Annotated in this window: 25 protein-coding genes; 18 read left to right on the forward strand and 7 right to left on the reverse strand. The window is 66.5% G+C overall.

Annotated elements, in window-relative coordinates:
• Positions 1–23: 23 nt before the first annotated feature.
• The 6 genes from pufB to AC6BOR_RS11120 all read left to right on the forward strand — a co-directional run bounded on the left by pufB (position 24) and on the right by AC6BOR_RS11120 (position 5,468).
• Complete coding sequence (gene pufB / locus AC6BOR_RS11095; RefSeq protein WP_086115657.1) at positions 24–254, forward strand: light-harvesting antenna LH1, beta subunit; 231 nt, start codon at positions 24–26, stop codon at positions 252–254.
• A gap of 12 nt (positions 255–266) precedes the next feature.
• Positions 267–446, forward strand: coding sequence for a light-harvesting antenna LH1, alpha subunit (gene pufA, locus AC6BOR_RS11100; protein WP_086115658.1), 180 nt, complete (start codon positions 267–269; stop codon positions 444–446).
• Positions 447–595: 149 nt separating this feature from the next.
• On the forward strand, positions 596–1,420 hold the full coding sequence (gene pufL, locus AC6BOR_RS11105; protein WP_498058496.1) for a photosynthetic reaction center subunit L: 825 nt from the start codon (positions 596–598) through the stop codon (positions 1,418–1,420).
• A gap of 15 nt (positions 1,421–1,435) precedes the next feature.
• Positions 1,436–2,407 carry a photosynthetic reaction center subunit M gene (gene pufM, locus AC6BOR_RS11110; protein WP_086115660.1) on the forward strand — a complete coding sequence of 324 codons (972 nt, stop codon included), beginning with the start codon at positions 1,436–1,438 and terminating at the stop codon, positions 2,405–2,407.
• Entirely contained in the window at positions 2,404–3,570 is a 1,167-nt protein-coding gene (gene pufC / locus AC6BOR_RS11115; RefSeq protein WP_498058497.1) for a photosynthetic reaction center cytochrome PufC, read from the forward strand. Before pufM ends, pufC begins: the two co-directional genes overlap by 4 nt.
• A gap of 170 nt (positions 3,571–3,740) precedes the next feature.
• Positions 3,741–5,468 carry a flavin-containing monooxygenase gene (locus AC6BOR_RS11120; protein WP_498058498.1) on the forward strand — a complete coding sequence of 576 codons (1,728 nt, stop codon included), beginning with the start codon at positions 3,741–3,743 and terminating at the stop codon, positions 5,466–5,468.
• A 133-nt stretch (positions 5,469–5,601) separates the two neighbouring features.
• Here AC6BOR_RS11120 and AC6BOR_RS11125 read toward each other — a convergent pair whose 3' ends face one another.
• Both AC6BOR_RS11125 and AC6BOR_RS11130 read right to left on the reverse strand, forming a co-directional pair.
• Positions 5,602–6,696: a fatty acid desaturase family protein gene (locus tag AC6BOR_RS11125; RefSeq protein ID WP_498058499.1), complete on the reverse strand. Its 1,095-nt coding sequence runs from the start codon at positions 6,694–6,696 to the stop codon at positions 5,602–5,604.
• A 226-nt stretch (positions 6,697–6,922) separates the two neighbouring features.
• On the reverse strand, positions 6,923–8,065 hold the full coding sequence (locus AC6BOR_RS11130) for an acyl-CoA dehydrogenase family protein (protein WP_498058500.1): 1,143 nt from the start codon (positions 8,063–8,065) through the stop codon (positions 6,923–6,925).
• A gap of 105 nt (positions 8,066–8,170) precedes the next feature.
• Here AC6BOR_RS11130 and AC6BOR_RS11135 point away from each other — a divergent pair, with 105 nt between their 5' ends.
• The 10 genes from AC6BOR_RS11135 (at position 8,171) to AC6BOR_RS11180 (ending at position 14,981) form a co-directional block, all read left to right on the forward strand.
• The gene (locus AC6BOR_RS11135; RefSeq protein WP_498058501.1) at positions 8,171–8,821 is read left to right on the forward strand and encodes a hypothetical protein; all 651 of its coding nucleotides are present in this window, start codon (positions 8,171–8,173) and stop codon (positions 8,819–8,821) included.
• Between the two features lie 83 nt (positions 8,822–8,904).
• Positions 8,905–9,405 carry a Cif family virulence factor gene (locus AC6BOR_RS11140; RefSeq protein ID WP_498058502.1) on the forward strand — a complete coding sequence of 167 codons (501 nt, stop codon included), beginning with the start codon at positions 8,905–8,907 and terminating at the stop codon, positions 9,403–9,405.
• Between the two features lie 57 nt (positions 9,406–9,462).
• Positions 9,463–10,707, forward strand: coding sequence for a dipeptidase (locus AC6BOR_RS11145; RefSeq protein ID WP_498060653.1), 1,245 nt, complete (start codon positions 9,463–9,465; stop codon positions 10,705–10,707).
• Between the two features lie 163 nt (positions 10,708–10,870).
• On the forward strand, positions 10,871–11,305 hold the full coding sequence (gene rpsF, locus AC6BOR_RS11150) for a 30S ribosomal protein S6 (RefSeq protein WP_498058503.1): 435 nt from the start codon (positions 10,871–10,873) through the stop codon (positions 11,303–11,305).
• 12 nt (positions 11,306–11,317) lie between these two features.
• The gene (rpsR, locus tag AC6BOR_RS11155) at positions 11,318–11,542 is read left to right on the forward strand and encodes a 30S ribosomal protein S18 (RefSeq protein WP_086115670.1); all 225 of its coding nucleotides are present in this window, start codon (positions 11,318–11,320) and stop codon (positions 11,540–11,542) included.
• Positions 11,543–11,554: 12 nt separating this feature from the next.
• Complete coding sequence (rplI, locus tag AC6BOR_RS11160; RefSeq protein WP_086115671.1) at positions 11,555–12,133, forward strand: 50S ribosomal protein L9; 579 nt, start codon at positions 11,555–11,557, stop codon at positions 12,131–12,133.
• A 93-nt stretch (positions 12,134–12,226) separates the two neighbouring features.
• On the forward strand, positions 12,227–12,490 hold the full coding sequence (locus AC6BOR_RS11165) for a DUF3297 family protein (protein ID WP_086116176.1): 264 nt from the start codon (positions 12,227–12,229) through the stop codon (positions 12,488–12,490).
• A 42-nt stretch (positions 12,491–12,532) separates the two neighbouring features.
• Positions 12,533–13,840 carry a replication-associated recombination protein A gene (locus tag AC6BOR_RS11170; protein ID WP_498058504.1) on the forward strand — a complete coding sequence of 436 codons (1,308 nt, stop codon included), beginning with the start codon at positions 12,533–12,535 and terminating at the stop codon, positions 13,838–13,840.
• Positions 13,837–14,169, forward strand: coding sequence for an MmcQ/YjbR family DNA-binding protein (locus tag AC6BOR_RS11175; protein ID WP_498058505.1), 333 nt, complete (start codon positions 13,837–13,839; stop codon positions 14,167–14,169). Before AC6BOR_RS11170 ends, AC6BOR_RS11175 begins: the two co-directional genes overlap by 4 nt.
• The gene (locus tag AC6BOR_RS11180) at positions 14,166–14,981 is read left to right on the forward strand and encodes a hypothetical protein (protein WP_498058506.1); all 816 of its coding nucleotides are present in this window, start codon (positions 14,166–14,168) and stop codon (positions 14,979–14,981) included. Before AC6BOR_RS11175 ends, AC6BOR_RS11180 begins: the two co-directional genes overlap by 4 nt.
• Here the strand turns inward: AC6BOR_RS11180 and AC6BOR_RS11185 are convergent.
• Both AC6BOR_RS11185 and AC6BOR_RS11190 read right to left on the reverse strand, forming a co-directional pair.
• Complete coding sequence (locus AC6BOR_RS11185; RefSeq protein ID WP_498058507.1) at positions 14,950–16,257, reverse strand: MFS transporter; 1,308 nt, start codon at positions 16,255–16,257, stop codon at positions 14,950–14,952. The two genes, AC6BOR_RS11180 and AC6BOR_RS11185, sit on opposite strands and share 32 nt — an antisense overlap.
• Positions 16,247–16,813, reverse strand: coding sequence for a VOC family protein (locus AC6BOR_RS11190; RefSeq protein WP_498058508.1), 567 nt, complete (start codon positions 16,811–16,813; stop codon positions 16,247–16,249). Before AC6BOR_RS11190 ends, AC6BOR_RS11185 begins: the two co-directional genes overlap by 11 nt.
• 79 nt (positions 16,814–16,892) lie before the next feature.
• Between AC6BOR_RS11190 and crcB the strand changes: the two genes are divergently transcribed.
• Positions 16,893–17,288: a fluoride efflux transporter CrcB gene (gene crcB, locus AC6BOR_RS11195; RefSeq protein ID WP_086115679.1), complete on the forward strand. Its 396-nt coding sequence runs from the start codon at positions 16,893–16,895 to the stop codon at positions 17,286–17,288.
• Entirely contained in the window at positions 17,288–18,361 is a 1,074-nt protein-coding gene (locus AC6BOR_RS11200; protein ID WP_498058509.1) for an RluA family pseudouridine synthase, read from the forward strand. Before crcB ends, AC6BOR_RS11200 begins: the two co-directional genes overlap by 1 nt.
• A 52-nt stretch (positions 18,362–18,413) precedes the next feature.
• Here AC6BOR_RS11200 and AC6BOR_RS11205 read toward each other — a convergent pair whose 3' ends face one another.
• The 3 genes from AC6BOR_RS11205 to AC6BOR_RS11215 form a co-directional block, all read right to left on the reverse strand.
• The gene (locus AC6BOR_RS11205; RefSeq protein WP_498058510.1) at positions 18,414–19,004 is read right to left on the reverse strand and encodes a hypothetical protein; all 591 of its coding nucleotides are present in this window, start codon (positions 19,002–19,004) and stop codon (positions 18,414–18,416) included.
• Positions 19,005–19,091: 87 nt separating this feature from the next.
• Complete coding sequence (locus AC6BOR_RS11210; RefSeq protein WP_498058511.1) at positions 19,092–19,964, reverse strand: hypothetical protein; 873 nt, start codon at positions 19,962–19,964, stop codon at positions 19,092–19,094.
• The gene (locus AC6BOR_RS11215; RefSeq protein WP_498058512.1) at positions 19,961–20,548 is read right to left on the reverse strand and encodes a sigma-70 family RNA polymerase sigma factor; all 588 of its coding nucleotides are present in this window, start codon (positions 20,546–20,548) and stop codon (positions 19,961–19,963) included. The genes AC6BOR_RS11210 and AC6BOR_RS11215 overlap by 4 nt, the downstream gene beginning before the upstream one ends.
• Positions 20,549–20,635: the final 87 nt, after the last annotated feature.

Here is a 20,635-nt window from a genome sequence, read left to right on the forward strand (position 1 = left end):
GCGGAACCATCGGAGGAAAAGGCATGAGTGACAACAAGATTGGTCCGGGTACCTACCTGACCGACGCCGAAGCGAAGGAGTTCCACCGGGGCTTCGTCGTGTCGATGGCGTTCTTCGTGATCGTGGCCGTGATCGCCCACTGGCTGGTGTGGGTGTGGCGCCCGTGGCTGGGTTCGAAGCGCGCGTTCGCTGCGACCGAGATCCACCAGATCCAGCAGGCCGACGCCGCCAGCGTCGCTGCGCCCCGGGCTTAAGGAGCGACGACAATGTGGAAGATCTGGCAGACCTTCAATCCGCAGCGCATCTGCACTGCCTTGGCCGTGTTCCTTTTCACGCTGGCCATCCTGATCCACTTCATCCTGCTCAGCACCGACCGCTACAACTGGCTGGACGGCGCCGAGCCGAAGTCGGCGGCGGCCGTCACGGAAGCGTCCCAGGCCGCCTGACATCCGTCAGGCTGCCCGGACTGCTCCGGTCAAGCGCGCGATGGGCGGGCTGGCTCCGCCACCCGCCCATCCGCACCCTTGCAACGGGCCCGTTCCGGTGATCACGGCGGCAATCGCCCTGATCAGCGGTTACCTGGGGGAGGTGCGCCATGGCAGTGTTGAGTTTTGAACGCAAATATCGAGTCCGGGGAGGCACGCTGATTGGCGGCGATCTCTTCGACTTCTGGATTGGTCCTTTCTACGTCGGGTTCTTCGGGGTCACGACGATCTTTTTCGCTGCCCTGGGTACGGCACTGATCCTGTACGGAGCCGCCATCGGCCCGACCTGGAACCCGTGGCTTATCAACATCGCGCCGCCTGATATTTCCTATGGGCTGGCGCTGGCGCCGCTGAAGCAGGGCGGGTTGTGGCAGATCATCACGATCTGCGCGCTCGGGGCCTTCATCAGCTGGGCGCTGCGCGAGGTGGAAATCTGCCGCAAGCTGGGCATGGGTTACCATGTGCCGGCCGCCTTCGGCATGGCCATCCTGGCCTACACCACGCTGGTCGTGTTCCGCCCGCTGCTGATGGGTGCCTGGGGCTATGGTTTCCCCTACGGCATCTTCCCGCACCTCGATTGGGTGTCGAACACCGGCTATCAATATCTGCACTTCCACTACAACCCGGCCCACATGCTGGCGGTGAGCTTCTTCTTCACCACCACGCTGGCGCTCGGCCTGCACGGCGCCCTGGTGCTGTCGGCCGTGAACCCGGCCAAGGGTGAGACGGTGAAGTCGCCGGAATATGAAGATACGTTCTTCCGCGATCTGATCGGCTATTCGGTCGGCACGCTGGGCATCCACCGTGTGGGCCTGCTGCTGGCCATGAACGCCGGCTTCTGGAGCGCGGTGTGCATCATCATCTCGGGTCCCTTCTGGTCGCGTGGCTGGCCGGAGTGGTGGACCTGGTGGCTCAACCTGCCGATCTGGCGTTGAGGACGGACACGCACCATGGCTTATCAGAATCTCTTCACGCAGGTTCAGCTCCGCGGTGAGCTGGAAGCCGGCGTCCCGCTGGGTCCCAACAACGACTCGCGTTTTGGTCCGTTCGGCACGTCGTGGCTGATGGGCAAGCTGGGCGGCGCCCAGATTGGTCCCGTCTATCTCGGCACGCTGGGTGTGGCCTCGCTGCTCTGCGGCTTCATCGCGATCGAGATCATGGGCCTGAACATGGCGGCCTCGGTGAACTGGGATCCGGTTCAGTTCGTCCGCCAGCTGTTCTGGCTCAGCCTTGAACCGCCGCCCGCCAAATATGGCTTCACCTTCAACGTGCCGCTGAACGAAGGCGGCTGGTGGATCGCCGCCGGTGGCTTCCTCACCGCCTCGATCCTGCTGTGGTGGGCCCGCACCTATGTCCGCGCCAAGGAGCTGGGCATGGGCACGCACGTGGCCTGGGCCTTTGCCTCGGCCATCTGGCTCTATCTGGTACTCGGCTTCATCCGCCCGATGATGATGGGCAGCTGGGCCGAAGCGGTGCCGTTCGGCATCTTCCCGCACCTGGATTGGACGGCCGCCTTCTCGATCCGATACGGCAACCTGTTCTACAACCCGTTCCACGCGCTCAGCATTGCGTTCCTTTATGGTTCGACCCTGCTGTTCGCCATGCACGGCGCCACCATTCTGGCCGTTGGCCGCTATGGCGGTGAGCGCGAAATCGAGCAGATCACCGATCGCGGCACTGCTTCGGAGCGCGCGGCCCTGTTCTGGCGCTGGACCATGGGCTGGAACGCCACGATGGAATCCATCCACCGCTGGGCCTGGTGGTTCGCGGTGCTGACCACCCTGACCGGTGGCATCGGCATCCTTCTCACCGGCACGGTTGTCGACAACTGGTATCTGTGGGCTGTGCAGCACGGCTTCGCGCTGGAATATCCCGCCACCGGTGTTGTTGATCCCGCCACTCTTCCGGGAGCGCCGCAATGAACAGGCTGAACAAGCTGGTTGCCATCGCCCTGCCCGCCCTGCTGCTGGCCGGCTGCGAACTCGGCAAGAAGGAGCAGCAGCAGATCGGCTATCGCGGGACCGCGATGGTGCAGATCAACGATCCGGACTCCAAGGCCAAGGTGGGTGAGATCCCCGCCCCGCCCTATGAGCTTACCGCCGAGATGATCGGTGGCCAGAAGGCGAGCACGGCTTACGAGAACGTCCAGGTTCTGGGCGACACCTCCGTGGACGAGTTCAACTATCTGATGCAGGCCATGACGACCTGGATCGCGCCGGATGGTTCGAACATCAAGGATGCCGGCTGCACCTATTGCCACAACCCGGAAAACATGGCCTCGGATGAGAAATACACCAAGGTCGTGGCGCGCAAGATGTTGCTGATGACGCGCAACATCAATGCCAACTGGCGTCCGCACTTTGCCAACAATTATGGCGAGACCGCGGGCCAGGAAAATGCCGGCGTGACCTGCTGGACCTGCCACCGCGGCAACCCGGTGCCGGTCAACAACTGGTCGACCGCGGTTCCGGACCCGGCCAAGATCACCGGCAACAAGCATGGCGGCAACACGCCGGCGGCTTCGGTGGCCTATGCCAGCCTGAACTATGATCCGTTCACCGGCTATCTGGCGGGCAAGGACAATATCCGCGTTGGCGGCAAGGCCTTCCCGACCGCTGGCAGCAACGCCGCGATCCAGACCACCGAAAAGACCTATGGCCTGATGATGCACATGAGCCAGGGTCTGGGTGTGAACTGCACCTTCTGCCACAACTCGAACAATTTCGCGAAGTGGTCGGACAGTCGCGCCCAGCGTGTGAACGCCTGGTACGGCATCCGCATGGTGCGTGACATCAACAACAATTACATCAGCGCGCTGGGCGATGTGTGGCCGGCCAACCGGCGTGGCCCGCACGGTGATCCGTACAAGGTCAACTGCGCCACCTGCCACCAGGGCGTGAACCGTCCGCTGGGCGGCTACAAGATGCTGAAGGATTATCCGACGCTGAAGGGCGCGGCTCCGGCTCCGGTCGTGGCGGCAACCCCGGCGCCGGCCGAAACGGCGGTGGTTGACCCGGAAGCCATGATGGCGGCCGCTCCGCCGGCGGGTGGTGCCTCCCGTCCGCGGGTTACCAACGGCGGTTGATTTCAGCCCACTGGCATCGAAAACAGGCTCGGCAGCATCCGCTGCCGGGCCTTTTTCTTTGCCCTCGGCGCAGTCTGTCGCACTCAATAGTCCCAGCTTGGCCTGTCTTGGGCCCGTGATAGCGTGACAGCGATCGGCCTGCCGGGGAGGGCGGCCATGGGGAGACGACAATGACCGATCGTGTGGACGTCCTGATCGTCGGCGCCGGCTTTTCCGGCATGTACATGGCCCTGAAGGCGCGTGAGCAGGGCCTGAGCCATCAGGTGATCGAGGCCGGCAGCGGCGTGGGCGGCACCTGGTACTGGAACCGCTATCCGGGTGCCCGTGTCGACATCCAGAGCCTGGAATATAGTTTCGGCTTTGATGAAAAGCTGGAACAGGAATGGCGTTGGACCGAGCGCTATGCGCCGCAGCCGGAACTGCTGGCCTATGCCAATCATGTCGCCGATCGCTTTGCCCTGCGCGATGCCATCCGTTTCAACACGCGTGTCACCGCCGCGCACTGGGATGCCGCTGCTGATGGCTGGAATGTCACGCTCGACAGCGGCGAGGTGATCCCCGCGCGCTTTGTCGTGCTGGCGACCGGCTGCCTGTCGGTGCCGACCGATGTGACCTTTGCCGGCCTCAGCGATTATCAGGGCACCATCTACCGCACCTCGCGCTGGCCGCATGAGGGGGTGGATTTCAGCGGCCAGCGGGTCGGCATCATCGGCACCGGATCATCGGCCATCCAATCCATCCCGATCATCGCAGAAACCGCAGCGCATCTGACCGTGTTCCAGCGCACGCCCAATTACAGCATGCCGGCGCATAACGGCCCGATCCCGGAGGCGGACTGGCAGGAATGGCTGGCGGACCCCCGCGCCTATCGGGCGCGCAGCCGGGCCACGGTGGGCGGCTTCTGGAACGAGGCGCGGGAGGATGCGATTGCCATCCACACCCCGCCCGACGAGATCAAGGCGGAGCTGGAGCGGCGCTGGGCCTGGGGCGGCTTCCGCATCCTGTCCGGCTTTGCCGACCAGGGCATCGATCCGGCCGCCAACAAGATCATTGCCGATTTCGTCGCCGCCAAGATCCGGGAACAGGTGAAGGACCCCAAGGTCGCCGAACTGCTCACCCCGAAGGATCACCCGTTCGGCACCAAGCGCCCCTGTGTCGACACCGGTTATTACGCCACCTACAACCGCGACAATGTCGAGCTGGTTGATCTGCGCGCCGACCCGCTGGAGACCTTCACCGCCACCGGCATCAAGACCGCCAATCGGAGCTTTGATTTCGACGCCGTGGTGCTGGCCACCGGCTTTGACGCCATGACCGGCGCCATCGAGCGCATCGACATCCGCGGTGTGAACGGCGAGACCATCAAGGAGCATTGGGCCGCCGGGCCGGAAACCTATCTGGGCCTGATGGTTGCCGGTTTCCCCAATCTGTTCATGATCACCGGGCCGGGCAGCCCGTCGGTGCTGACCAACATGATCCACAGCATCGAACAACATGTCGAATATGTCGCCAGCATCATCGCCGATCTGAACGCCAACCAGGCCGGCCGCATCGAGGCGACCCGCGAGGCGGAGCAATTGTGGACCGACCATTGCGACCAGACCGCCGCCATGACCCTGCTGCCCCAGGCCAACAGCTGGTACATGGGCGCCAACGTGCCCGGCAAACCGCGCCGCTTCATGGCCTATGCCGGCGGCCTGCACACCTATACCGACATCTGCAACGCCGTGCGCGACAAGGGCTGGGAAGGCTTCCGCATCGCGCGTGGTGACCAGGTGCTGCACGACAGCGCCACCTTCACCTCCTACCCGCCACCGCCGGAGAATATGGCGCCGCACCTGCTGGAGATGGCGACCGGGCGGGTGATGGCCTGGATGCAGGAGCATGGGCGGGTGTGACGACTGATCCTCCCCAAACTTGTTTGGGGAGGTGGCGTGCGGAACGCGCGACGGAGGGGCGCGCGCTGGCCCCTCCACCATGCTGCGCATGGTCCCCCTCCCCAATCAGAGATTGGGGAGGACCTGACATTGCTCAGGCCCGCGCGGTGCCGGCGCTGGCCCACAGCCGCGCGATGACGCCGGCGAGCGTGGGGTGGTTGCCGCCGTGATAGGCATTGCCGGCCGGCAATTCGGCGGCGAGGCGGCGATGGGCTTCCGGCAGGGCATGATAGGGCAGGCCGGGCAGCAGATGGTGCAGCGCATGGTAACGCAGGCCCACTGGCGCCCAGAGTTCGGGCAGCAGCGCCGGCGGCGGCACGTTCACGCTGTCCAGATACTGGCCGGTGATGGTCATCACCTTGCCGTCATTCTCCCACAGATGCGCGGCGAGCGTGCGGATCTGGTTGATGGTCATGCTGGCCGACAGCACGGCGAGCCAGATGCCGAAGGCGCGGAGCGGGATGAGGCCGGCGACGACACCGGCCAGCACGGCGAGCACGAAGACGGAAGTCGCCGCCTCCATGATGTTCCAGCGGGCGGCGTGCGGCCCCACCGGGGCATCGCGGCGGAAGTCCGGGTTGATCGACAGCGCGGAGAAGCGGGCACGGACGAAGGCACGCACCGGCGGCAGCAGCGACAGCGGCGCCAGCAGGCCCCAGCGGATGAGGAGGCCAATCGGCCCGAGGGCAGCCACCGCCACGAACAGCGGCACGCTCAGCTTGGGCTTCAGCGCGAGGGCCATATATTCGGGATCGCGCACCGTGCCATAGCGGTTGCGGGCGTGGTGGAGATTGTGGACGCCTTCATACATGAAGCTGGGGATCATCAGCGGAATGCCGGCGATCAGGTTCCAGCCCAGGCGATAGCCGGGCACGCTGTCGTCCTTCATGTGGGTGATTTCGTGGATGAAGCTGCCCAAGCGATAGAGCGCCAGCACGGCGACAATGGCCAGCGCTGCGGTGGCGGCCACGGGCAGGCCGGGCAACAGGATCAGCGCCGCGAGAGCGCCCCAGCCAAATGTGGCGCTGGCCAGCGTGTCCGCCCAATAGATGGCGGGCTTGTAAGCGCCCAGCTCGCGGCCCAGCGTGGCAGCGAGCTTGATCATCGCCACGTCCTCGCCAGCCATCGACCCGGCATTCTCACGCGGGGCGGCGGATTCGGAAACACGGGCGGCAGTCTTGAGGCTCATGGCACCGGTTATGGCAGAGGATTGCGACCGGTTAAGGGCAGAAAGCGGGCAGGGCTAGTCCGGGATTTGCCGCAGTTGGTGAACTGCCCAACAAACCCGAGGTCATGCTGAACTTGTTTCAGCATCCATGGGAGTGCGCCCCAGAATGCGTGCCTTGCGTGGCACGCACCCATGGATGCTGAAACAAGTTCAGCATGACAAGGGTTGGAAGACGGTCGTGCCCTTCTCAGATCGTCCGCGCCACCACCAGCTTCATGATCTCGCTGGTGCCGCCGTAGATCCGCTGCACGCGGGCGTCGCGCCACAGGCGGGCGATGGGATATTCGTTCATGTAACCGGCGCCGCCGTGCAGCTGCAGCGCCTCGTCGCACACGCGGCCCTGCAGCTCGGTGTGCCACAGCTTGGCGGCGCTGGCTTCGGCGGCGGTCAGCGTGCCTTCGATTAGTTTCTGGAGGCCCCAGTCGATATGGGCCCAGCCGACTTGCAGTTCGGTCTTCAGCCCGGCCAGCACGAACTGGGTGTTCTGGAAATCCCAAACGGTCTTGCCGAAGGCCTTGCGATCCTTGACGAACTTCACCGCCTCATCAAAGGCGCGCTGGGCGCCGGCCTGGGCGGAGATGGCGATGGACAGACGCTCCTGCGGCAGCTGGCTCATCAGATAGATGAAGCCCTTGTTCTCCTCGCCGAGGCAGTTGGTCATCGGCACGCGGACATCGTTGAAGAAGAGTTCCGAGGTGTCGGCGCTGTTCTGGCCGATCTTGTCGAGGTTGCGGCCGCGGCTGAAGCCCTCGCGGTCAGCCTCCACCAGGATGAGGCTAGTGCCCTTGGCGCCGGCGTCGGGATCGGTCTTGGCGACGACGATGATCAGATCGGCGTTCTGGCCGTTGGTGATATAGGTCTTGCTGCCGTTGATGACATAATGGTTGCCATCCTTCTTCGCCGTGGTGCGCACGCCCTGCAGGTCGGAACCGGCGCCGGGTTCGGTCATGGCGATGGCAGTGATCAGCTCGCCGCTGATCATCTTGGGCAGATATTTCTGCTTCTGCTCTTCGGAGCCATAGGCGACGAGATAATCGGCAATGATGTCGGATTGCAGGGTGATGCCGGCCGACGAGCCGGCATAGCTCAGTTCCTCGTCAACGATGGCGTTGTAGCGGAAATCGAGGCCGAGGCCGCCATAGGCTTCCGGCACGGTGGGGCAGAGCAGGCCGGCCTCGCCGCAGGCGCGCCAGAATTTGCGATCGACAATGCCCTCTTCCTCATAGCGGTCGAGGTTGGGGATCAGTTCCTTTTCGAAGACCTTGCGCACCGTGTCGCGAAAGGCGACCTCGTCGGGGCCAAAGACATTGCGGTGGGCAGTTTCGAGCATGGTTGATCCCTTTCGGCAAACAGATGACACGCCATGTATGTGGCGACACTGCCGGGCCCGTCACCTGTCTTGCAAGAGAGGGCGGCAGGGTGCCACAGTGTGGCCATGACCATCGCCCTCACCGCCCTGATGTTCGCTGCCGCTGTGCCGGCCACCCCGCCACCGGTTGCGCCGGCCGAGCAGCGCTTTGCCATCGGCACCACCGGCATCATCCTGCCGACGCCGCCCGGCTATTGCGTGCCGCAGGGCAATGCCGAAGCGGCAATTGCCATGGTCAACGCGGCGGACACGATGAACGACACGCCGGCGGCGCTGGTGTCGTGCCGGCCCGGCGTGCAGCCGCTGGCGGACTATTATCTGTTCAAGAGCCCCAAGCAGGCGGTGGCGGCCGAACTGTCCCGCCCGGTGCTGCTGGCCGGGCTGGGGCCGGCGTTCAAGGCGCTGGACATGAACCAGGTGATGGACAAGGTGAAATCATCACTGAAGGACGGGTTTGGCGATGCCATCACCATTGGCGAAGGCAGCATGGCCCCGGCCGGGCAGGATGGGGTGTGCGGTTACCTGTTGGGCAGCTTCACCGTTGCCGCCGCCGGGCAGCAGGAACGGCTGGTGGTTGCGCTGTGCGTGACGACGATCAAGCGCAAGGTGATCAACATCAACCATTATGAGCCGGCAGCAGCCGGGCGCAGCCAGGCCCAGATGCTGGCCGATGTGCGCGCCGTGGCCGACCGGATGATCGCGGCCAACGAGAAATAGGGCGGTTTTCGGCCCGCATTTGGCTGCTTGGCGCGGCCTGTCAGCCGGCGTAGCATTTGGCTGTTCCATTGGGGGAGGACGGGATGAAGCGCGTGATGCTGATGGCGGCCATGGCCCTGGGCGTGATCACCCTGCCAGCGAAGGCGGCCGATCCGGCCGGACCGGCGCGGGCGGTGATCGAGACATTCGTTGCCGGGTTCAATGATCCGTCGCTGCTGGAGGCGGCCAAGGCCACCCATGTTGCCAGCCCGGTGATCATCGATGAGCCGCCGCCGTTCCTGTGGACCGGCAAGGACGCGATGAACAATTGGCTCGCCGATCAGCACAAGGAAGCGCTGGCGATGGGCCGCAGCGAGGAGAAGGTGACGCTGGGCCGCACGCAGCGGGCCGAGATCAGCGGCACCAACGCCTATGTGATCGTGGGCGCGACCTACAGCTATGTTGAAAAGGGCGTGCCCAAGGCCGAGCCGTCGCGGATGACGTTCGTGTTGAAGAAGCTGGCCAGTGGCTGGAAGATCGCAGCGTGGACCTGGACGGGGCCGCGCGGCATCCCGGTGAAGGTTCAGGCCCCCGCTGCCCCGTAACGCCCGCCATTCACCCGATTGCCGGCCCGGCCGGCGCCGCCAAGGTTGTTGCCCATGATGTTGAACCGCGCCCTGATTGCCGTCCTGCTCGCCACCACCGTTGCCGCTCCGGCGCTGGCGCTGGATGATCCCTGGATGAAGCGGGCTGAAGCCGTGCTGAAGCGCCAGCCGGTGATCGATGGCCATAATGACTGGCCGGGCGCGCTGCGCGGCAGCTTTGGCGAAGGCTGGTGGGCGCAGGATCTCAAGGCCGACTCTCGCGACTTCAAGCGGCCGTTGATGACGGACATTCCCCGCCTGCACCAGGGCCGCGTGGGTGGGCAATTCTGGTCGGTCTATGTGTCGGCCAATGTCACCGGGCCGGCAGCGGTGAAGCAGACGCTGGAACAGATCGACATCGTGCGCGGTTTCGTGGCGAAATATCCTGACGATTTCGCGCTGGCCAGCACGGCGGCCGATATCCGCCGCATCCAGAAGACCGGCAAGGTTGCCAGCCTGATGGGGGTGGAGGGTGGCAGCCAGATCGACAATTCGCTGCCCGTGCTGCGCATGTATCACGCACTGGGCGTGCGTTACATGACGCTCACCCACGTGAAGCACAATGACTGGGCCGACAGCGCCAACGAGCCGGCGCGGCCGCAGCCGTTGAGCGATTATGGTAAGGCGGTGGTTCACGAGATGAACCGGATCGGCATGCTGGTTGATCTGTCGCACGTTTCGCCGGGCACGATGAAGGCGGTGCTCGGCGTGGCGAAGGCGCCGGTGATCTTCTCCCACTCCTCGGCCCGCGGCATTGCCGATCATGTGCGCAACGTGCCCGATGATGTGTTGCCGCTGGTGGCGGCCAATGGCGGGGTGGTGATGGCCACCTATGTGCCCGGCTTCATCAACGGCGCCCGCCAAGCGTGGGAGGCGGCGCGCAGCGGCGAACGCGCCCGGCTGGCCGCCCTCTATATCGGTGATCTGGCGCGCCAGGGTGCCGCCATGGCGGAATGGGATGCGAAGAACCCGCGGCCGGAGGTGGGCATCAAGGATGTGGCCGATCATATCCAGCATCTGGTCAAGCTGGCCGGCATCGATCATGTCGGCATCGGCGGCGACCTGGATGGCATTGATTCCACCCCGACCGGCCTTGAAGGCGTGGAAACCTATCCGGCGCTGATCGCCGAGCTGCTGCGCCGGGGCCTGAGCGAGGCCGATTGCGAGAAGATCGCCGGCGGCAATCTGCTGCGCGTGCTGGAGGCGGCGGAGAAGGTGGCGGCCGGCCTGGCGGGCGAGACGCCGCCGGATGTGAAGCCCTGACCCACGCCGGTCCTGGCCCGGCGCCGGGAATCGCTTGCAATCGCCACTGCCTTGCCGCATAGGCGCCGCTTCACCGTGCCGGGGCAGCCTGTGCGCGGTGAATGACGCCAGCCGGAGGGGCGTGGGCATGGGGCCCCGTCAACGATCGGCACAGGAGAGTGATATGCCGTTTTACGAGCATGTCTTCCTTGCGCGCCAAGACCTGACCGCTGCTCAGGTTGAGACGCTGACGGAAGGCTTCACCAAGGTTCTCGCCGAAGGCAAGGGCCGGGTGGAAAACAGCGAATACTGGGGCCTGCGCACGCTGGCCTATCGCATCGCCAAGAATCGCAAGGCCCATTATGTGATGCTCAACATCGACGCCCCGGCCGCTGCCGTGGCCGAGCTGGAGCGCCAGGTTGGCCTCAACGAAGACATCATCCGCTTCATGACCGTGCGGGTTGATGCCCTGTCCACCGAACCGTCGGCGATGACCCGCCGTGGTGACCGCGCCGAGCGTGGTGACCGCGAAGCTGGCCGTGATGGCGGCCGTGAAGGTGCTGGGGCCCGCGAAGGCCGGCCCGAGCGTCCGCGCCGCGAACCGCGCGCTGCCGCGTAAGGAGAGGCCAAGATGGGACGTCCGTTTTTCCGCCGCCGCAAGTCGTGCCCCTTCTCGGGCCCGAATGCCCCCGCCATCGATTACAAGGATGTGCGTCTGCTGCAGGGCTTTGTCTCTGAGCGTGGCAAGATCGTGCCGGCACGCATCACCGCCGTTTCGGCCAAGAAGCAGCGCGAGCTGGCCAAGGCCATCAAGCGCGCCCGTCACCTGGGCCTGCTGCCCTATCTGGTCAAGTAAGGAGCAGCTGCCATGCAAGTGATCCTGCTCGAACGCGTTGAAAAGCTTGGCCACATTGGCGACATCGTCAATGTGAAGCCGGGTTTTGCCCGCAACTTCCTGCTGCCGCGCGGCAAGGCGCTGCGCGCCACCGAAGCCAACAAGGCCCGGTTTGAAGCCGACCGCGCCCGCATCGAGGCGGACAACGCCAAGCGCCGCGACATCGCCCGCGCCGAAGCCCGCGAGATCGAAGGCGCCAGCGTGGTGATGATCCGCGCTGCCTCCGGCACTGGCCAGCTTTATGGTTCGGTCGCCGCCCGCGACCTGGCCGAAGCGCTCACCCACGGTGGCCACAAGGCCCACAAGAACCAGATCGTGCTGGACAAGCCGATCAAGACCCTGGGCGTGCACGACGTGAAGGTCGCGCTGCACCCGGAAGTCGTGGTGATGGTGAAGGTCAACATCGCCCGTTCGGCCGAAGAAGCCGAACTGCAGGCCAAGGGCGTCGATGTGACCGCCACGGCCGAGCGCGAGGAATCGGGCTTCACCGAGGCCTTTGATCCGAACGCCGAACCGGGCACCCTGCCGACCGACGAAGCCGCCGAAGGCTGATCCGGTTTGCACGTTGGAAAAACGGGGCCGCTGGCACATGCCGGCGGCCCCTTTTTCTTGCCCGCAGCGCGGCCACAGCCTATGAGCGCCAGCATGACCGAAACGCCTGAAACCGCCCCCGCTGCCGACACGCCGCCCGATCGCCTGTCGGTGAACCCGCGCAGCGACCATTATGACTGGGATCTGCTGAGCCGCGGCGTGGGCATCAAGTTCAACGGCACCGAGCGCACCAATGTCGAGGAATATTGCATTTCCGAAGGCTGGATCCGTGTCGCCGCCGGCAAGAGCCTGGACCGCAAGGGCAATCCGCTGACCATCAAGCTCAATGGCACGGTCGAGGCCTGGTTCAAGAGCTGAACCACCGCTTGCATGATTGCCGGCTTGGCCTGAAAAACAGCCATGGCCGATCTGTTCGCCAGTGATGATCCCGCTGCCGGCACCGCGCCGCTGGCTGAGCGGTTGCGCCCGCGCAGCCTGGCGGAGGTGGTGGGCCAGGCCGCGCTCACCGGGCCGGATGGCGCCATCACCCGCATGGTGGCATCGGGCAGCCTTTCCAGCCTGATCCTGTGGGGCCCGCCCGGCACCGGCAAGACCACCGTTGCCCGCCTGCTGGCCGATGCGGTCGGCATGCGCTTTGTCGCCATCTCGGCGGTGTTTGCCGGGGTGGCCGATCTGAAGAAATTGTTTGGCGATGCCCGCGAGGCGGCCCGTGCCGGCCAGCGCACGCTGTTGTTCGTGGACGAGATCCACCGTTTCAACCGGGCGCAGCAGGATGGATTCCTGGGGCCGATGGAGGATGGCACCATCACCCTGGTGGGCGCGACCACGGAAAATCCCAGTTTCGAACTGAATGCCGCCATCCTCTCACGGGCGCGCGTGCTGATCGTCAAGCGGCTGGACGAGGCGGCGCTGGCCGAGCTGCTCATCCGGGCCGAAGCATTGGCCGGGCGCGTGCTCCCGGTGACGGAGGATGCCCGCGCTGCCCTGATTGCGTCGGCCGATGGTGATGGCCGCTTCCTCCTCGGCCAGGCCGAAACCCTGCTGGCTTTGGGCGATGTTGCAGCGATGGACCCGGCGGCGCTGGCCGCGTTCCTGCACCGCCGCATGCCGGTGTATGACAAGGACCGCGAGGGCCATTATGGCCTGATCTCGGCCCTGCACAAAAGCTTGCGCGGTTCTGATCCCGATGCTGCGCTTTATTGGCTGGCGCGCATGCTGGTGGCCGGGGAAGAGCCGCTCTATGTGCTGCGCCGGCTGGTGCGCTTTGCCAGCGAGGATGTGGGCCTGGCTGACAGCAATGCCCTGCGCGTCTGCCTTGATGCCAAGGATGCATATGATTTCCTGGGCTCGCCGGAAGGCGAGCTGGCGATTGTGCACGCCTGCCTCTATCTGGCGACGGCACCCAAATCCAACGCGGCCTATGTTGCGCAGAAGGCGGCGATGAAGCTGGCCAGCAGCACCGGCTCGCTCACGCCGCCAGCCCATATCCTCAACGCGCCGACGCGGCTGATGAAAGACCTGGGCTATGGCCAGGGCTATGCCTATGACCATGACGCGCCGGATGGTTTTTCGGGGCAGAATTATTGGCCGGATGGCATGGCGGCGGCCACGCTTTACACCCCGTCCCCACGCGGGTTCGAGGCGCGCATTGCCGAGCGGTTGGCGGAGTGGAACCGGCGCCGGGCAGCGCTGCGGGGCGGCGCATGACCTGGGATGAGGTGGTGGCCCTGGCGCTGGCGCTGCCCGGCGCCACGCGCGGCACCAGCTATGGCCGCGATGCCGTGCTGGTGCGCGGCAAGATGTTCGTGGTGACGGGCAAGGAGCCTGACCATATCGTGCTGCGCGCCGGCCTGGATGAAGTGGAGATGCTGATCGCCACCGATCCCGGCTGTTTTTACCAGACCCCGCATTATGTCGGCTGGCCGGCGGTGCTGACCCGGTTGGCGGCGGCCGATCCGGAGCGGATTGCCGTGCTGCTGGAACGCGCCTGGGCCGGCCATGCCTCGGCCGCGCAGCGCAAGGCGCGGGGCCTGTGAGATTCACCCGTTTTGTCGGCATCGATTGGTCGGGCGCCAAGGGGGTTCGGCATCCGTCGGTGCAGGTGGCGCTGTGTGAAGCGGGAGACGGCCCGCCCGCATTGGTGCTGCCGCCATCGGGGGTGTGGTCGCGCGCCGGCGTGCTTGACTGGCTGGGCGGCCTGTCGGGCGATGTGCTGGTGGGCATGGATGCCGGCTTTGGCTTTGCCACGGTGCCGCCCTTTGGCCAGCCGGCCCGCGACCTGTGGGCCGAGGTGGAGGCGGTGTGCGCCGGTGAGGACGATCTGGGCGGGCATGGCTTTGTTCAGCATCGGCGCGGCGCCTTCTGGCTGGGCAAGGATGACGGCCCGCGCCATTTGCGGGCTCATTTGCGGGTGACGGAGCAGGTCTATCGCGACAGCGGACTGGGCGTGCCGACATCGAATTTCGTGCTGCTGGGCGCCGCCCAGGTGGGCAAGGCGACGTTGACGGCGATGCGGTTGCTGCACCGTCTGCAATGGCCAGTGTGGCCGTTTGATCCTCTGCCCACGACGGGCCCGCTGATCCTGGAGATTTATGCCCAGGCCTTTGCCCGGCTGGGCGGTTTTCGCGGCAAGTTGCGCGATGTCGCCAGCTTGAACGCGGCGCTGGCCCGCCATGGCAGCCGGCCCATGCCGGGCGGCTTTCCGGCGGCGTTTCCCGACCATGTTGGCGATGCCATCGTGACCGCCGCTGGCCTGCGCGCCATTGCCCATCAGCCGCACTGGTGGCAGCCGTCGGCGCTGACGCCGGCCATCGCCGTCAGTGAAGGCTGGACGTTCGGGGTGGCTTGAGCCGGCGCTGCCGGTTGAGGATCAGGATGCTGAACAGGGCACAGACGGCAATGACGAACAGGCCGGCATCATAGCCGCCGGTTGCATCGCGGCTGACGCCAAACGCGCTGGTGCCAAGGAAGCTGCCGAACTGGCCGAAGCTGTTGACCGCGGCGATGCCCACCGCCCGGTGGCGTTCGTGCAGCTGTTCCGACACCAGCGCCCAGAACACCGTGTGGGAAGGCAGGTTGAACGCCGCAATCACCAGCGCCGCCGCCATGGCCAGGGCGGGCGACAGGTGCAGCGCCAGCACGACGAAGGCCAGGCCGACCAGCGCCCAGGGCACCAGCACATGCCAAAAGCGTTCCTGCCGGCGATCGCTGTGCCAGCCCAGCACCAGCAGCACCAGCGCCCCGGTGATCCCGCCAAGCGTGACCAGTTGCCCGACGGCGGCGGTGTCCAGCCCGGTCTGTTCCCCCAGAACCTGCGGCATCGAATAGAGATAGGCATTGACCGGGCCAGCGATCAGCAGCCAGGCGCAGCCGAGACCGAGGATGGTCGGGTCGGCGAGGGCGCGCAGCAGGCTGCCGTGCTGGGGGCCGTTGATGGCAGCGGCATCCGTGGCGAGCGCGCCGGTGAGCCAGGATTTTTCGGCCTGGTTCAGCCAGGAAACCTGGTCCGGGCGATCGGGCAGCCAGCGCCAGATGACCAGGCCAGTGATGATGGCCGGCCCGGCCTCCAGCAGCAGCAGCCATTGCCAGCCGGCAAGGCCCAGCGTGCCATCCAGCCGGAGCAGCGGCGCCGACACCAGGCCCAGCACCGCCTGGGAGGCCGGCTGCGCAATGTAGAAGCGGCTGACCACGCGGCCCCGCCACTGCGCCGGAAACCACAGGCTGGCATAGAAGAGGATGGCCGGGAAAAAGCCGGCTTCGGCGGCCCCCAGCAGGAAGCGCAGGACATAATATTCCAGCGGTGTCGTCACCAACATCTGGGCGGCCGAAATCAGGCCCCAGCTGATCATGATGCGCGTGACCCAACGGCGCGTGCCAAAGCGCATCATCAGCATGTTGGACGGCACTTCCAGCAGGGCATAGCTGACGAAGAACAGCCCGCCGGCAAAGCCATAGACGCTGGCCGTGAAGCCGAGATCGCGGTTCATGGTCTCGGCGGCAAAGCTGATGTTGATGCGATCGATGATGGCGATGAGATAGGCGGTGAACAGCAGCGGCAGCAGCCGCCACTGGGCGCGCTGCATCACCCGGTCTGGCAGGCCGGGATCGGCGGGATCAGATGCCATGCGTGGCCGGAATGGGCGAAGGCGGGCCATCGGGCATGGCAAGCAGTTCCGCCTCGCTGGCGCCGGCTTCGGCGCGGGCCAGCAGCACATCGGGATCCCAGCTGACCCCCACCGGGTTGGCGGCCATCGCCGGGCCGGCCATGAAGGCGTTGGCTTCTGCCACGGTCAACGCGTCGGCCTGGAATTCCATGCGATTGCCATCCGGATCGGCATAGTAGAGCGACAGGGTGGGGCCATGATGCACCGGCCAATAGGGCAGGATATCGTGCGCCTTCAACCGCTTGTAAGTGGCCAGTAGATCATGGGCGCTGGCAAAGGTCCAGGCGACATGGTTGACGCCAATCTCCCCCTTCGAGCCGGCGTTGGCCGCGCCGGGGCGCAGCAGCTCCAGGTTGGCGAAGGCGAAACGATGATGCTCGTCATCGAAGGTGAGGAAGGCCAGCGCCGGATCGCGGTGGACGACATGGGCCTGGAACACGGTTTCATACCAGCGGATCATGCGATGATATTGGCGCGTCTGATAAACGACATGCGCCAGCGTGCGCGGTTTCGACATGTGGCCCCCCAATGCAATCGGTGGCCATGCTGCGCCGCGGCAGCGCGATTGGCAATATCCGGCCGATGCCGCTATGGGGATGGCGATGAACCCCGGTTTCAATCATCTGTTGCTGGTCGCCGTGGGCGGCGGGCTTGGCACGGCGTTGCGCTTTGGCGTCGGCCGCTGGGCAATTGCGCTGATGGGACCGGGTTTTCCGTTCGGCACCTTTGCCGTCAACATCATCGGCGGGTTTGCCATGGGGTTGCTGGCCGGGTGGCTGGCACGCTTTGGGGAGGGCGGCGAGGAATTGCGCCTGCTGCTGGGCGTGGGCGTGCTGGGCGGTTTCACCACCTTTTCGGCATTCAGCCTTGAGGTTTTCAACATGATCAGCCGCGCCGAAGTGGCGCTGGCGGCGGCCTATGCGATATCGAGCGTGGCGGGCAGCGTGCTCGCCGTGCTGGCCGGCGTGTGGCTGATGCGGAGTTTCGCCTGATGCCAACTGCCACCATCGCCGAGGATGACGACGGCATCCGGCTGGACCGCTGGTTCCAGCGCCATGCCAAGGAGATCAGCTTCAACATTGTGTCGCGCTGGTCAAAGACCGGGGCGGTGCGGCTGGACGGGGCCAAGGCCGGGCCCGGAGACCGGATCAAGGCCGGGCAGGTGCTGGAATGGCCGGCCGAACTGCCGGTGCCAGCGGCCAGCCGCCCGGCGGAGAAGCAGCGCGCGCCGCTGACCCATGAAGAGATTGAGTATATGCGCAGCCTGGTCATCCACCGCGATGCCCATGCCATCGTGATCAACAAGCCGCCGGGTCTGGCGACGCAGGGCGGCACCAAGCAGCTGACCAGCGTTGATGCCCTGCTGGATGCGCTGCAATTTGATGCGCCGTCGCGGCCGCGGCTGGTGCACCGGCTGGACAAGGACACGTCGGGCGTGTTGCTGCTGGCGCGCACGGCCAAGGCGGCGGCGCATTTTTCCAAATCATTTCAGGGGCGTGACGCGCGCAAATATTATTGGGCGCTCACCGTGGGCGTGCCGAAGGTGGCGGCTGGCACCATAGATGCGCCGATTGCCAAGCAGCCCGGCACCGGCGGCGAGAAGATGCATGTTGACCCCGAAGGCGGGCAGAGTGCCAAAACCCGTTATCGCGTGATCGATCGGGCGGCGGCACGGGCGGCCTGGGTGGAGTTCCAGCCGCTGACAGGGCGCACCCACCAGATCCGCGTGCATGCCGCTGCCATCGGCCATCCCCTTGTGGGCGATGGCAAATATGGCGGCAAGGAGGCGTTTCTGACTGGCGGGATCAGCCGCAAGATGCACCTGCACAGCCGGCGGCTGGTGATCGATCTGCCCGGTGGCGGCACGCTGGATATTGCGGCCGAGTTGCCGGATCACATGGCGGAAAGCTGGGCAATGCTGGGCTTTGACATGGCGCTGGGCGCACCGTGGGAGGAGCCGCCGCCACCGCCGGCGCCGAAGAAGAGCCGGCGCCTGTCGAGCACCGCCAGCGGCAACCGGCGCGGGGAGCGGCGCGGCCGGGCGGCGGAACCGAAGCGCAAATGACTATGGCCGGGCCCATCAGAGCCCGGCCATCACATTGAAACAGCAGCCAAAATCAGGGGCGGCCTGGACGGACGCCACCGGGACGCATGGCGGACGGGCGGCCAACGCGGTTCAGCAGGCGCTGCGGGCCGGTGGTGGTGATGTTGCGCGTCACCTGGCCATTGGCGGCGCGGGTGGCGGTGAGATTGCGGCTCGCCACGGTTTCGCCGGCGGCATTGGTGAGGGCGCGGTTGGCGGTGATTGTGCCATCGGCGCGGCTGACATTGCCGTTCAAGGTCAATGTGTTGCCCTGCGGACCGGTGATGGTGCCGGTTTCGGTGAAGCCGGTTTCGGTGCGGGTGCGGGTGATCTCGCTGCTGCTGGTCTTGCCGTCGAAGCCGGTGCGGCTGGTGGCGGTGGTGACGCTGCCATCGGTGCGGGTGCGTTCGATGCTGTTTGTCATCGTGGCACCGTCGCTCTTGCGGGTCACTTCGACGGTGCGGGCAAAGCTGCCGGCGTCGGGGTCGCGGGTCACGGTCACGGTGCCGCTCACCTTGGCGTTGTCGATCGTCTTGGTTGTGGTGCCGGCGGCAGGCGCGGTTTGTGCTGCGGCGGGCAGGGCCATCATCAGGGCGACGGCCGAGACAAGCATCTGGATACGCATGAGAAATACTCCCTCTTCTGGCGTCCGGGCGGCGGTTCGCTGCCTCATCGGGCTTAACGCGGCGGGGTGGGAAACTCCTTCGCGGGGTCAGGGCCGGCGCCCGCCGGCACGGGCGGCACGGGCGGCGCGCAGGGCCTGGAGGGCGCGCAGCTGGCGGGCCTGATCGGGGGTGAGGCTGCCATTCTGCCGGGCCTGGCGCAGCGCCTGCAGTGCGGCGGCGCGTTCGGCGGCGGTGGCGGGCAGCGTGGCGGCCGGGCCGGTGCGCGTGGCCGTTTCCGGTACATCGGTGACCGCATCCGGCCCAGCGGTGACCGCCGGCGGCGCAGTGGTGACCGCATCCGGCAGGGCCAGTACGGTGACAGGTGGCGAGACGATTTGGACCTGCCGCGCCTGTGGTTCGGGCAGGCGTTCAGCCCGGATTGCAGCGCGAATGGCGGTTGGCACGGGGCGTGCCGGCGCAGCTGGCGGCCGGCTGGCGAGCGGGGCTGGCGGCGCGATGGTGGGCATGGTGGCTGGCGCGGCCGGGGCGGGCAGTTCGGCCTGCAGGCGCGCGGGTGGCGGCGCAGGGGTCGCAAGGGCCGGCGGTGCGGCGGTAGGGGCTTGCGGCGCCGGGTGGGGCCGGGCGGCGGTTCGGGCAGTTGGCTGTGGCTGCCGGGCGGGGGCTGGCGCGACGCCCAGCTGCTGCAACAGCGGGGCCAGGATCGGCGCGAGCCGGGGCACGTCCACCAGCCCGGCGGCGACGGCGCTGCCGATGGCAAGGCTGGCAGCGATGGCAATCGCCGGGCGCAGCCAGCGGCGGCGGGCGGGGCGCAGCATCGTCGGCGGGGGCAGCGGCACCGGATCGGCCGGCAGGGCGGCCATGATGCGATCGCACAGGCCGGCGGGCAGTGGCGGGGTGGTGCTGGCGGCGCCGAGCAGGCGGCCGAGATCCGCATCGGAAATGGCGGGGGTGAAGCTCATGCCAAGTCTCCCGGCAGATCGGCGGCGGAAAGGCCGGCCGCCGCCATCACGCCCTTCAGCGCGGCGCGGGCGCGGATCAGCAGCGATTCGAATGCCTTGGGGCTGAGGCTGAGGGTTTCGGCGGCCATGGGTCCGGTCAATCCTTCCCAATAGGTGAGCACGATGGCGGCGCGTTGCCGTTCGGGCAGGGCGGCAACGCACAGCTGGATGCGGCGGGCGATATCAGCCTCTGCCAGCACGGCATCGGCCAGTGGCGCCGGATCGGGATCATCCGGCAGATCGGCCATCGGTTGCGGCCGTTTGCGGCGGCTGCGATCGATGGCGAGGTTGGTCACCACCCGGGTGAGAAAGGCGGCCACCCCCGATTGCCCGGCCTGCCAGCGCGGCGCCTGGGCCCACAGCCGGGCAAAGCCTTCCTGCACCAGATCCTCCGCATCGCCGGCATCGCCGGCCAGGCGAAAGGCCAGCCGCCAGGCCGCGCTGCCGTGGCGTTCGAACAGCCGGGCGAAGGCCGCGCGGCTGCCGGCCGCCACCGCCGCCATCAGGGCATCATCGCCAAGGCCGGGATCGTCCAGCCGCTCCATCAACACCAGGCGCGCCCTTTCCTGCCGGCTGCCATTGGCCATAACGCGGCGGCGGCGGCGATCCCTTCGCGGCCAGCGGAAAATTTG

The organism is Sandarakinorhabdus sp. FBCC-B8862 (assembly GCF_059745315.1).

Excerpts from the sequence above, each read along its gene's own strand:
- pufB (WP_086115657.1), top strand. The coding sequence starts at position 24 with ATGAGTGACAACAAGATTGGTCCGGGTACCTACCTGACCGACGCCGAA.
- pufA (WP_086115658.1), top strand. The coding sequence starts at position 267 with ATGTGGAAGATCTGGCAGACCTTCAATCCGCAGCGCATCTGCACTGCC.
- pufL (WP_498058496.1), top strand. The coding sequence starts at position 596 with ATGGCAGTGTTGAGTTTTGAACGCAAATATCGAGTCCGGGGAGGCACG.
- pufM (WP_086115660.1), top strand. The coding sequence starts at position 1,436 with ATGGCTTATCAGAATCTCTTCACGCAGGTTCAGCTCCGCGGTGAGCTG.
- pufC (WP_498058497.1), top strand. The coding sequence starts at position 2,404 with ATGAACAGGCTGAACAAGCTGGTTGCCATCGCCCTGCCCGCCCTGCTG.
- AC6BOR_RS11120 (WP_498058498.1), top strand. The coding sequence starts at position 3,741 with ATGACCGATCGTGTGGACGTCCTGATCGTCGGCGCCGGCTTTTCCGGC.
- AC6BOR_RS11125 (WP_498058499.1), bottom strand. The coding sequence starts at position 6,696 with ATGAGCCTCAAGACTGCCGCCCGTGTTTCCGAATCCGCCGCCCCGCGT.
- AC6BOR_RS11130 (WP_498058500.1), bottom strand. The coding sequence starts at position 8,065 with ATGCTCGAAACTGCCCACCGCAATGTCTTTGGCCCCGACGAGGTCGCC.
- AC6BOR_RS11135 (WP_498058501.1), top strand. The coding sequence starts at position 8,171 with ATGACCATCGCCCTCACCGCCCTGATGTTCGCTGCCGCTGTGCCGGCC.
- AC6BOR_RS11140 (WP_498058502.1), top strand. The coding sequence starts at position 8,905 with ATGAAGCGCGTGATGCTGATGGCGGCCATGGCCCTGGGCGTGATCACC.
- AC6BOR_RS11145 (WP_498060653.1), top strand. The coding sequence starts at position 9,463 with ATGTTGAACCGCGCCCTGATTGCCGTCCTGCTCGCCACCACCGTTGCC.
- rpsF (WP_498058503.1), top strand. The coding sequence starts at position 10,871 with ATGCCGTTTTACGAGCATGTCTTCCTTGCGCGCCAAGACCTGACCGCT.
- rpsR (WP_086115670.1), top strand. The coding sequence starts at position 11,318 with ATGGGACGTCCGTTTTTCCGCCGCCGCAAGTCGTGCCCCTTCTCGGGC.
- rplI (WP_086115671.1), top strand. The coding sequence starts at position 11,555 with ATGCAAGTGATCCTGCTCGAACGCGTTGAAAAGCTTGGCCACATTGGC.
- AC6BOR_RS11165 (WP_086116176.1), top strand. The coding sequence starts at position 12,227 with ATGACCGAAACGCCTGAAACCGCCCCCGCTGCCGACACGCCGCCCGAT.
- AC6BOR_RS11170 (WP_498058504.1), top strand. The coding sequence starts at position 12,533 with ATGGCCGATCTGTTCGCCAGTGATGATCCCGCTGCCGGCACCGCGCCG.
- AC6BOR_RS11175 (WP_498058505.1), top strand. The coding sequence starts at position 13,837 with ATGACCTGGGATGAGGTGGTGGCCCTGGCGCTGGCGCTGCCCGGCGCC.
- AC6BOR_RS11185 (WP_498058507.1), bottom strand. The coding sequence starts at position 16,257 with ATGGCATCTGATCCCGCCGATCCCGGCCTGCCAGACCGGGTGATGCAG.
- AC6BOR_RS11190 (WP_498058508.1), bottom strand. The coding sequence starts at position 16,813 with ATGTCGAAACCGCGCACGCTGGCGCATGTCGTTTATCAGACGCGCCAA.
- crcB (WP_086115679.1), top strand. The coding sequence starts at position 16,893 with ATGGCGATGAACCCCGGTTTCAATCATCTGTTGCTGGTCGCCGTGGGC.
- AC6BOR_RS11200 (WP_498058509.1), top strand. The coding sequence starts at position 17,288 with ATGCCAACTGCCACCATCGCCGAGGATGACGACGGCATCCGGCTGGAC.
- AC6BOR_RS11205 (WP_498058510.1), bottom strand. The coding sequence starts at position 19,004 with ATGCGTATCCAGATGCTTGTCTCGGCCGTCGCCCTGATGATGGCCCTG.
- AC6BOR_RS11210 (WP_498058511.1), bottom strand. The coding sequence starts at position 19,964 with ATGAGCTTCACCCCCGCCATTTCCGATGCGGATCTCGGCCGCCTGCTC.
- AC6BOR_RS11215 (WP_498058512.1), bottom strand. The coding sequence starts at position 20,548 with ATGGAGCGGCTGGACGATCCCGGCCTTGGCGATGATGCCCTGATGGCG.